The sequence below is a fragment of the Pseudomonas sp. JV245A genome (genome assembly GCF_032424515.1).
In the GTDB taxonomy this organism is placed as follows: domain Bacteria; phylum Pseudomonadota; class Gammaproteobacteria; order Pseudomonadales; family Pseudomonadaceae; genus Aquipseudomonas; species Aquipseudomonas protegens.
This window is the reverse complement of record NZ_VYKE01000168.1, coordinates 1-10,430: the sequence shown is the minus strand read 5'-3', so window position 1 is coordinate 10,430 and position 10,430 is coordinate 1. Positions and strand designations below refer to the sequence as shown.

The window sequence follows — 10,430 nt, the reverse complement described above, 5'->3', positions numbered from 1 at the left end:
GGGCGGGCGGTTTGCAGCTGCCCGGCTTCGCTGGTCCAGTAGGCGATGTCGTTGAGCAGGCCGGCGTATTCACGGCGCTCGGTGGCGATGCTGCGAAAGTCATGGGTGACGAAGAAGTCTTCCACTTCGCGGATACCCGGCAGTTTGTCCTTGGCCGTGCGCAGTTGTTCGTGCAGCGCGCGGAACTCTTTCCACAGGCTGTCCGGGGTCGAGGCTGGCGCAGGCACAAAGGCATTGACGGTGATCGGCCCGCTGCCTTGGGTGAAGGGGCGGAACCACGGCGGGAATGTCTCCAGGGCCTGCAACCACTGCCGCCCGGTTTCCTCGCTGATGGGTTGCAACGGGGTGAATTCCATCTGGCCAAGGTCCTGGCGGTGACTGATGGCCAGCAACGGGTGTTGCGGATCGCGTTGGTCGATCAGCAGGTAGCGCCCGCTAAGTTGCCATTCGGATGGCTCCTTGCACTGGAAGCTCAGGGGCGTCAGGGTGATGCCGGGGACCAGGCTGTTGCTTGTGGGCCAGATGTCGTTGACCTGGATGTCATCGCCCGGGGACACACAGGCCCGCAGCTCTTCAGGGCTGAACAGAGCCATCGGCGGCGACTTGTAGACCCGCTGCCGGTACTGCAGGTCCTGATAGGCATTGAAGTAGAACAGCCCGCGGTACTGGCTCAGGACAATCCGCAGCGGCATCCGCGCCAGGCCCGGCAGGGGGAACGGCTTGAGCTCCAGGGTGGCGGTTTCCGGGTAGTCGAGGACGAAGTTGCGGCGCATTCCCGACCATTTGAACCAGGCCAGGTCCAGGTCGAAAGCCTGGGCCACGGGGGTGGCAGCCAGCAGTGCCAGCGCCAGGCCAAGCCCGCGAATGCCGATGCGCCGGGCGATGGCGCCTGAGAATAGCTTCAACGTTGCAGTCCCTTGCCGATAGAAAGCTCGGCAATGTAATGCAATCGGCACTGTTGTGCCGGGCTTTGTTTCAGAGGCGCAGCGGGTTCGGCGCCACGCCTCAAAGACGAAACGTCGTCGCCGGCGGTGGCGGCGCAAAGCCTTGCAGCACCTTGAGCATGTCGTCGCGCTTGCGCCGGGCCATGATCTCCAGCAGCCAGGTGTAGCCGTTGTTCTTGCAGTAGCGGCCGACGTTGGGGTCGGCGCCACGTTGTAGCAGCAGGGTGAACATGTCCAGGCTCTCTTGCTGGCTGACCCAGGGATTGATGACTTCGGGCGAGCCCTGTTCGGCGACGATCATCAGCAGGCTTTCGCGAATCGGCTGCTGTGCGCAGAAATCGCGGCCGTAGCTCAGGTTGAGGTTGGCACCGGCCGCCACCAGTTGCCGGGCAGCAGCGTAGTTGCCTCCCTTGAGCGCCAGGAATAGCGCGGTTACGCCGTCTGGCCCGCTGCGTTTGTCGAGGTCCTGGGGGTGCAGCAGCAGCCAGTTGAAGCGCTCGATGTCCTCGCGGTTTTTCGCCATTTCCTGCAGCGCGGTGCCACCCTGGGCGTCCTGCTCATCGATGGCGGCGCCGGCCTGCAACAGGAACCCAAGGCGCTTGGCCCGGTTCAGGTCGGGGTTGTCCTTGAGGTCGCGGCGCATGGCCAGGACCACCTGGGTTCGGCCGTTGTACTGGCCGTCGGGGCGGGCGCCATGGGCCAGCAACAGCCGGGCGATGTCCAGGTCTGGCTTGTCCAGCGCGTGCAACAGCACCGGGCGCCCGTCGGCGGCGATGACGTCGCCGCTCAGGCCGTTCTCCAGCAGGCGCCGGACTTCGCCCGCGTCACCCTGGTCCACCGCCGTCACCAGCGGCCAGGCGCTTTGGCAGGCCGGTTCGCTGGGTGCCTCAAGGTCCAGGCGTTGGGTGACCCTGGCAGGGACCCCAAGTTGGCGTTGCAGGCGCAGCCCGCAATACAGCCGATAGTTCTCCATGGCCCGGCCCCGGTGCCGGGTGTCCGCGGGCTGCTGTTCGTACAGGCGCCAATCCAGGTCCGCCAGATTGAGGTAGGTCGGCATGCGTCCCGGGTCGCGACGCAGCACGTACGCCAGCCAGGGGCGGGCGCTCTGCAACTGGCCGGCCTCGGTGGCCCAATAGGCGATGTCGTTGAGCAGGCCCGGGTAGTTACTGCGCTCGGGGGCGATCGCGCGAAAGTCTTGACGGCTGAAGAACTCTTCCACCCGAGCGATGCCCGGGGCCTTGTCTTTGGCATCGCGCAATTGCGTGTGCAGCTGGCGAAATTCTGTCCAGACCTGCTCCGCGCTGGGCGGCGGCGCATAGGGCTTGACGCTGAGCTGGCCGCTGCTGGCGTCAAAGGGTTCCAGCAGCTTCGGGTACTTCTGCAGGGCTTGCAGCCATTGCTGCTGCAGTTCGGGGCTGGTCGGTTGCTGCGGGGTGAAGTCGATCCGTGCCTCGCCCTGGCGCTGACCGATGGCCAGCAACGGCCGCTGGGGATCGCGGCTGTCCACCAGCAAGTAGCGATTGCTCAACTCCCAGCCTGGGCTCTGGCAGTCGAAACTCAGCTTGGTCAGGCTCAGGGCGGCTTCCAGTTGCTTGCTCGGCGGCCAGTTGTCGGTGGCCTCAACGGGTCGCTGCTCGGGCGCGCAGACCTGTAGCGCCTGGGCATCGAACAGCGGCAAGGGCGGCGACTTGTAGACTCGCTGCCGGTACTGCCCATCCGCATAGCCGTTGAGGTAGAACAACCCTTGGTATTGGCTGAGGATCACTCGGGCCGGCGCCTGGGCCAGCCCGGGCAGGGGAAAGGGTTCGAGTTGCAGCGTGGCGGTTTCCGGGTCGTCCAGGAGGATGTCGCTCTGCATCTCCCACCAGCGGATCTTGGACAGGTCGAACGCCTGGGCGACGGGGACGCCAGCCAGCAGCACCAGTGCCAGGCAAAGCCCGCGAATGCCGATGGCGTCTGTGAATAGGTTCAAGCGTGCAGTCCCTTGCCGGTAGAAAGGTCGGCAATGTAATGCAATCGCCAGCGTTGTGCCGGGTTTTTTGTCAGGGCCGGAACTGGCTCGGCGCCACGCCGCTCCAGCGGATGAAAGCATGGCGAAAGCTCGCGGTTTCGCTGAAGCCCAGGGCCTCGGCGATGCGGTAGATGGGCATCTGGTCTTCGCAGAGCATCTGCTTGGCGCGCTCGAAGCGCAGCTCGTCCAGCAGTTCCTGATAGCTGCACCCCAGGTCCCGCAGGTGGCGGCGCAGGGTCCGGGCCGAGCAGTTCATCTGTTCCGCCAGCCCTTCCAGGCCCGGTGCGGCGTCCAGCTGCGCCGCCAGCAACTGGCGGATGCGCCCCAGCCAGGCCTGGCGCCCGGTGAACTCGGTGTTCTGCTTGCGGCAGCGTTCGGCCATGGCCTGGTGGGTGATCACGTCCGCCAGGGGCAGGGGCTGGTCCAGCCAGCGCTGGTCGAAGGCGAAGGCGTTGCTGCTGGCGTTGAATTGCAGCGGGCAGTCGAAAGGTTCGCGGTAGCGTTGCTGATAGTCCGGGGCCGGGTAGTCGAAGCGCGCGCCCAGTAGCGGCAGGGCGTGGCCCAGCAGGTCGTCGCAGATGACCTTCAGCGACACCAGGCAGAACTCGGTATTGAACGCGGCCAGGGCCGGGTTTTCGCGGTAGTCGGCGGCGGTCAGCCAAATGCGCGAACCGTCGGTTTCCAGGCTCAGTTCGAAAAGTGTTCCCATCAGCGCCGGATAGCGCAGCGCCAGGCGCAAAGCGTCACCTAAGGTGGCACTGGTGAGCAGGGCGTAGCCGAGCATGCCGTAGGAGGAAACGTGCATGCGCCGGCCCAGTTCCAGGCCGATGTCCCGTTGCAAGGCCACGGCGTTGGCGCACACCAGCATTTCCTGGTTGGTGGTGATGCGAGTGTCGGCGCGGCTCAGGTCGGCGGGATTTATACCGCTGCCGGCCAACAGCGCGCCGCCGTCCTGGCCATGGTCCTTGAAGGTGTTGAGGATCAGGGAAACCGCATTGAGGGTGGTGAGGTGCGAGTGCAGCATGCGCAGATTCCAGCCTGGGAAAGACTGGGAACAGGAGCAATTTGCATGCCGCCCGCGATCAGACCGTGGTTTACCGGCCGGTGGGATGTGGCATTCCGAGCGTTGTGTGGCTAGTGACTTGGCGCTTTGATTGGTGCAACCTGCCTGCCATTCATCGCCTGAAGTGGCGGTGCAGCAACCTCGATAAAGGACTATGTATGACCCTCATCCCTGCGCGTTCCCTGCTTCTGGTCTCCGGCTTGCTCCTGAGTTCGCTGTGCCTGGCCGAGGCTGAGCCAGGCAGCGAAAGCACCATCAAGGACTCTGCCAAGTCAGCCGTCTCATCAGCCATTTCGGCAGGCAAGAACCTCTTGGGCGGCGTCAGCGAAGGTGTGCTCGACGGTCGCCAATCGGCGCAAGGCGTCGACGGTGCCTCGATCATTTCCTCTCGCGAGCAAATGAAAGGCCGCGTCGACGTTCAGGTGTTGAAGACTGAAGCCGTCGGCGACAGCTTCAACGTTACCCTGGGCTTCAAGAACAGCAGCGACAGCCAGTTGCGACTGATCAACCTCAAGCAGACCGGCGCCCTGCTGGCGATTGACCAGGACGGTTACGCCAACAATCTGACTGTCAGCCTCGACAACCCGGACGAAGTCACCATCCCGGCCAAGGCGGCAGTGCGGCAGAAGTTCGTGTTTGAAGGGCCGATCGAGAGCTCGAGTTCGGTGCGGGTCTGGGGCCAGGATTACTCGGTCAAAAAGTAACCTGACAGCCACCCTCTGCTCGCCGTCGAGCCGGCAGCTACCGCAGTAGCCACCGGCTCCCGAGCGCGAGCTTCAGCTCAACTCGCCACACAGATCGAGTTCCACCAGGCGCCGCACTTCGGCGCTTTCCAGCCCGGCACCGAGCAGCGCATTGAGCTTGCCGAACGCCGCTTCGCGGGTCATGCCGCCACCGGACAGCACGCCCACGCCGCGCAGGCGGCTGCCGGCTTCGTAGATGTCCAGCTCCACACCGCCTTCATGGCACTGGGTCACCGCCACCACCACGATGCCTTGCTCCTGTGCGCGCTTGAGACTGGCCAGGAACGCCGGGTTGTCGCTAGGACCGGTGCCGCTGCCGAAGCATTCCAGGACCAGGGCCTGGATGCCGCTGTCGAGCACGCCGTCCAGCAGCTCGGCGCCGATGCCGGGGAACAGCGGCAGCACGCCGACCTTGGCCAGTTGCCTGGCTTGGCGGTAATCCAGCCCGGCGGGAATCGCCTCGGCCCTGGCGCCGCCGCCATTGCGCTTCAGGGCGGCGAACGGGTGCCGGCCGAAACTGCGGATTTTCGCGCAGCGGGTCGGCGCCAGCAGTTCGCCGTGGAAGTACAGGTGCACCCCCGGCGCCAGGCCCTGGCCCAGGGCCAACAGGGCGCCGCTGAGGTTTTCCCAGGCGTCGCTGTCGGGCACGCCGGCCGGCAGCATCGAACCGGTGAACACCACAGGCGCGCGCAGGCCCAGCAATTGGAAGCTCATGGCGGCGGCGCTGTAAGCCAGGGTGTCGGTGCCGTGGAGGATCAGCACGCTGTCGCAGCCCTGCACCTCAACGGCTTCGACCACCGCTTCACGCAGGCGCTGCCAGTAGTCGGGGGTCATGTTGGCGCTGTCGATCAGTGGCGCCATCTCGCGAAAGCGCCAGGCCGGCACCACCAACTCGGGCTGGCTGTCGAGGTAGGCGCGCATCCGCACGTCGAAGCCGGAGGCCGGGGCCAAGCCGTCGGCGCTAGCCTGCATGCCGATGGTGCCACCGGTGTAGAGCACCATGACGTGCTGGGCGCCAGGGTAGGTCGAAGGGTTCATGGGATTCTCCGAAACGGTGAGTTCCTGTGGGAGCGGGCAAGCCCGCTCCGACATTTATCGCACTGTAACCGACGGGTGCAGAGGATGCGCCCGTCGTTCACCCGTCAGCGTTGCGCTGCGGGCACGCCTTGCGGCTCGGCCTCGGCGGTGGCCGAAGGTTCGGCGGGCCAGGCCTTCAGGTCCAGGTCCAGATCGGCGAACTTGCGCGAGTCGAACACCGGCTGGGCGACGCCGGCGCGGCGCTGCTCGTCGTAGTCGCGCATCACGCGCAGGCCGACCTTGAACAGCATGGCCAGGGCCACCAGGTTGACGAAGGCCAGGCAGGTCATGGTGATGTCGGCGAAGGCGAACACGGTCGAAAGGTCCTGCATCGAACCCCATACCACCAGCGCCAGCACCAGGCCGCGGAACAGCATCAGCACGGTGCGGTTGCGGGTGAGGAACTGCAGGCTGTTCTCGCCCAGGTAGTAGTTGTAGAGGATGCAGGTGAAGACGAACAGCGACAGCGCGACGCTGACGAACAGGCGACCCCAGTCACCGACCACGGCGGCCAGCGAGTTCTGGGTCAGGACGATGCCGTCACCTTCGAAGCCCGGGGTGTAGAAGCCTGACAGCAGGATCAGCAGCGCGGTGCAGGTGCAGATCACGAAGGTGTCGAGGAACACGCTGAAGGCCTGGACCACGCCCTGGGCGCCCGGGTGCTTCACGGCGGCCACGGCGGCGACGTTGGGCGCACTGCCCAGGCCCGCTTCGTTGGCGAACACGCCACGCTTCACGCCCATGACGATGGCGCTACCGAGCAGGCCGCCGAAGGCCGGGTCGAGGCCGAAGGCGCTCTTGATGATGGTTTCCAGCATGGCCGGCACTTGTTCGATCTGGGTGCCGATCACGTACAGGGTCACGGCGATGTAGGCCAGGGTCTTGATCGGGACCAACAGGTCGGACACTGCGGCGATGCGCTTGATGCCGCCGATGAAGGTAATGGCCAGCAGCACCGCCAGGACGATGCCGGTGTGGCTTGGGTCGAAGGCAAAGGCGTCCTGCAGCGAGTGCGTCACGGTGTAGGACTGCAGGCCGATGAAGGCGAAGCCGTAGGTGACCAGCAGCAGGATGGAGAACACCACCGCCATGCCTTTGCGCTTCAGGCCGTGCTCGATGTAGTAGGCCGGGCCGCCGCGGTACAGGCCGTCGCCGTCGGCGCGTTTGTAGACCTGGGCCAGGGTGCATTCGAAGAAGCTGCTGGACATGCCAACCAGTGCGGTCACCCACATCCAGAACACCGCGCCAGGGCCGCCCAGGGTCACGGCGATACCGACACCGGCGATGTTGCCTGCGCCCACCCGGCCGGCGAGGCTGAGCATCAGCGCCTGGAACGAGCTGAGCTGACCGCCGCTGCTTTTCAGGCTGTCGCGGAACACCGCGAACATGTGGAGGAAGTGGCGCAATTGAACGAAACGCGAGCGGATCGTGAAGTAGCTGCCGAGCCCGACAATGAGCACGATCAGCACTTTCCCTGAGAGGAAGTCGTTGATGACTTCGAGCATGGATTATTCCTCGCTGTTTTTTGTGTAGGCAAAAGCAGAGCGGACGGAAACATTCTGTTACACCGCTGATTGCACGCACGGCAAAGCGGTGGGGCGATTGTTCGTCCCGGTTCTCTATTCGCGGGTTGTTATTAGTTCGGGTTTCCCGTGGGTTTGAGCCTCGTTACCGACGGCTGACCACGTGAAGAGGGGGCGCACTATACCGGTGCGCGGGCTCGCCGTCTGCATATAGCGCGTCGAGCCGAGGAACGGCAGGCTGTACGGGGGGCTGAATCGGTTCTTGCGAGGCCCCGCAAAACCCCGCGAACAGAGGCCCGAAGCATCCCTTTGATATTGCTGCCAAGCCGTAGGAGCTAGCTTGCCAGCGAAGGGGCCCGTTTGAGCGGCGCCCGTCTTGAGGGCCTGTTCGCAGGCAAGCCGGCTCCTACGGGATTACAGCCAGAATTCCTCTCGGCGTTCTTGGAAGTCGTGCATTTCACCTTGCTCCAGCAACTGGCGAATCCACGGCCCCAGCAGATCCAGCGAGCTGTCCAGGGGGGTGGGCCGCTGCCAGCGTAGCGGCACCCGGGCGAAGCGCTGTTGGTTGGCGCTGACTTTTTCCAGGATCTGCCGGTCTTGCTTGAGGATCACCTTGAACAAGGGCTGCAGCACAGCGCGCTTGAGCCAGCCCGGCAAGCGGCCGCGGGCCGTGGCGATGCACGCGAACAGGCGCAGTTCGCCCTCGGCGGCCGGGCTCAGCCAGGCGCTCACCAGCAGGTTGAGCCGGCCCTGACGGTCGCGGTATTCGATTTCCGCCAGCCCCGGCAGGCGAAAGCGCCCCATGCTGAGGCCGCGTTCGCCTTCGAACAGCCGGGATATCAGCCCGGATTGGGTGCCTTCTTCGCTGTACTGCGCTTCAACCCCGTCTTCGAGCTGATGCACCCAGGCACGAATCCGCTGGCGCTGGCGGTCGTGGCGAATCCATCCGGCGTGCACGAAATGGGTGTGGAAGCCGTCGAGGAAGTTCTCCGCGGCGTCCTGCAAGCTGCACTGCACCCGGTCGCTGATCCAGAACACATCCAGGGCCTGGGCCTGCTCGGCGGCGGCCACCGGCGGGGCATTCGGCCGCTCGCTGGCGAGGCTGGCCCAGACCAGCCCCTGGGCTTCGCAGCTGTGCAGCGGCTGCAACAAGGGCTGGCTGCACCGCTGCTGCTCCTGGCCGGGCAGCTGAGTACAACGGCCCTGGGGGTCGAAGCGCCAGCCGTGGTAGGGGCACTGGAGCTGCCCGTCGCGCACCCGCCCGGCGCTCAGGGGCGCGAAGCGGTGAGGGCAACGGTCCGGCAGCACCGCGGCGGCGCCGTCGGCGTCGCGAAACAGCACCAGCGGTACGCCGTGCAGGGTGCAGGCCAGAGGTTGGCGTTGCAGCTGCCGGCTCAGGGCGACGGGCCACCAGCCCGAGTGACTGTTCACAATTTGAGCTTCCTCATCAGCGGTACGCCGATCCGTTGCAGCAGCAGGCCCATCAGTTGCCACACCAGGCGCCGCGACCAGGGCAGGTGGGCGACGTGGATCAGGCTGTATTCGATTTCGGGCTGGCCGCCGCGCAGGCGCTTGAAGGCGGCCGCGCCGGAGCTGAAGTTGAGCACCTGACGACGGTTCACCGCTTCTTGCAGGCACAGCCTGGTCAGTTGTCGGTACAGGCCGGCGCGCTGGGGCAGGGCGGTGTCGTAGCCGACGATGGGGGTGCTGATCAGCGCGCTGTTGGCGAACCAGCCCAGGGCGCCGTCAATGCGCCCTTCGGCGTTGCGCAGGGCGCGCACTTGCAGCCAGCCTTCGGCCTGCCCGCGTTGCAGCCAGTGGGCGCTGTAGTGGGGGTTCAGGCGGCTGTATTTGTCCAGGTACAGCAGGTTGTACAGCTGCTCGATGCGCTGGAAGTCAGCCTCATTCAGCTCGCTGCCGGGCACCACCGTATACGGGCTGCGGCGCAGCAGGGTGGCGTCCAGGCGGGTGTTGTGGTGGCGCAGGAAGGCTGAATTTTCGCCCTCGCGGCCGTCGAACAGGTACACCTGACGGCTGGGAATTGCCAGGTAGCCCAGGGCTTGCAGGCGCTTGCGCAGTTCGAGGTTGCTGAAGTCGTTGAGCGAGCGAAAGCCAAAGCCGTGGTCGGGAAACTCCCGGCGCAGCAGTTCGGTGATCGCCGGCAAATCCGAACCATCCCAATCGGCGGGGTAGAGGTTGGTCGACAGCAGCCAGTTGTTGACCTGCGCCAGGCGGTCGACCTTGGCCGCGCTCAGCAACCGGTCCACGCCCTGGGTCAGCAGCTTCAAGGGCCAGGCCAGCCAGGGCCGTCTCAGGCGTTGGAGTTCTTCCCGGGCGTAGCCGCTGTAGGCGGTTTGCGGCGAGACCACGTAGCAGTTATCCACAGGGTCGTGGCCGTGGTTGATGCTCACCGGGAACTGCTGGCGGCCGGTGTCCAGCAGGGCCAGGGCGGTGCTGACGTTGCCGATCAGCGCGCCGCCGGCGCAAGTGCGCACGTACTGCCGGGCGTGGCTGTCGCCGGCGCTCGGGGGCTCAAGGGCCAGTTGCTCGGGCAGCAGCAGTCTCATTGGCGCTGTGCCCCCAGAGGCTGGCCGTTCCATTCGATATCGGCGGTGGAGGCGGCCAGCAGCCCGCAACGGCGGGTCAGGGCGCGGCCAATGATCTCGCTCAGGCTCAGCAGCTGGGCGGTCAGCGGGCCGCGATCGCCGTCCTGGACGATCACGTCCCGGGCTTGTTGGTAGTCGTGCCAGAACGTGCGGCTCAAGGCCCGTTGCGGCGCCACCAGAAGCAGCATGGCCAGGGCGATCATCCGGGGTTCCAGGGTCGCCTCCAGCGCTGCGTCGGCTTCGTTGCCCAGCGCCGCTACCAACTGCACGCGCTGGTCGTCGAACAGGTGCACGCCGCTGGTGGCCCTGGGGTTGCACTCCAGGACATGGAAGCGGCCCTGGCGGTCCTCGATGAAGTCAAAACCCACTTGCCCGGTGTAGCCGGTGGCCCGGCCGAACTGTTCCAGAAACGCACGGATTGGCGCCGGGGCACAGCTGTGGAAGTAGATCCCCGAGCCGCGCC

General features: G+C 65.8%; 7 protein-coding genes and 2 pseudogenes. 1 reads left to right on the top strand and 8 read right to left on the bottom strand.

All coding sequences use genetic code 11. The features are described from left to right. The 3 genes and pseudogenes from F6S12_RS27175 to F6S12_RS27165 all read right to left on the bottom strand — a co-directional run. Positions 1-905: pseudogene (locus tag F6S12_RS27175) on the bottom strand (ankyrin repeat domain-containing protein); the annotation flags it as partial. Between the two features lie 100 nt (positions 906-1,005). Further along, positions 1,006-2,916 (bottom strand): ankyrin repeat domain-containing protein, encoded by a 1,911-nt coding sequence (locus tag F6S12_RS27170; RefSeq protein WP_409999855.1) that lies wholly within the window; start codon positions 2,914-2,916, stop codon positions 1,006-1,008. 70 nt (positions 2,917-2,986) lie between these two features. Continuing rightward, complete coding sequence (locus F6S12_RS27165; RefSeq protein WP_315869522.1) at positions 2,987-3,979, bottom strand: AraC family transcriptional regulator; 993 nt, start codon at positions 3,977-3,979, stop codon at positions 2,987-2,989. Between the two features lie 197 nt (positions 3,980-4,176). Here F6S12_RS27165 and F6S12_RS27160 point away from each other — a divergent pair, with 197 nt between their 5' ends. Continuing rightward, complete coding sequence (locus F6S12_RS27160; RefSeq protein ID WP_041120452.1) at positions 4,177-4,722, top strand: hypothetical protein; 546 nt, start codon at positions 4,177-4,179, stop codon at positions 4,720-4,722. A 72-nt stretch (positions 4,723-4,794) separates the two neighbouring features. Here the strand turns inward: F6S12_RS27160 and F6S12_RS27155 are convergent, their stop codons facing one another. The 5 genes and pseudogenes from F6S12_RS27155 to F6S12_RS27135 form a co-directional block, all read right to left on the bottom strand. Then, positions 4,795-5,799: an asparaginase gene (locus F6S12_RS27155; protein ID WP_123472598.1), complete on the bottom strand. Its 1,005-nt coding sequence runs from the start codon at positions 5,797-5,799 to the stop codon at positions 4,795-4,797. Between the two features lie 104 nt (positions 5,800-5,903). Next, positions 5,904-7,343, bottom strand: coding sequence for an alanine/glycine:cation symporter family protein (locus F6S12_RS27150; RefSeq protein ID WP_011064304.1), 1,440 nt, complete (start codon positions 7,341-7,343; stop codon positions 5,904-5,906). Positions 7,344-7,775: 432 nt separating this feature from the next. Further along, a complete protein-coding gene (locus tag F6S12_RS27145; protein WP_315869521.1) occupies positions 7,776-8,792 on the bottom strand; it encodes an aromatic ring-hydroxylating dioxygenase subunit alpha in 1,017 nt (338 codons plus the stop codon). After that, positions 8,789-9,928 (bottom strand): hypothetical protein, encoded by a 1,140-nt coding sequence (locus tag F6S12_RS27140; protein ID WP_315869520.1) that lies wholly within the window; start codon positions 9,926-9,928, stop codon positions 8,789-8,791. Before F6S12_RS27140 ends, F6S12_RS27145 begins: the two co-directional genes overlap by 4 nt. Next, positions 9,925-10,430: pseudogene (locus F6S12_RS27135) on the bottom strand (ATP-grasp domain-containing protein); the annotation flags it as partial. The gene F6S12_RS27140 and the pseudogene F6S12_RS27135, both read right to left, overlap by 4 nt.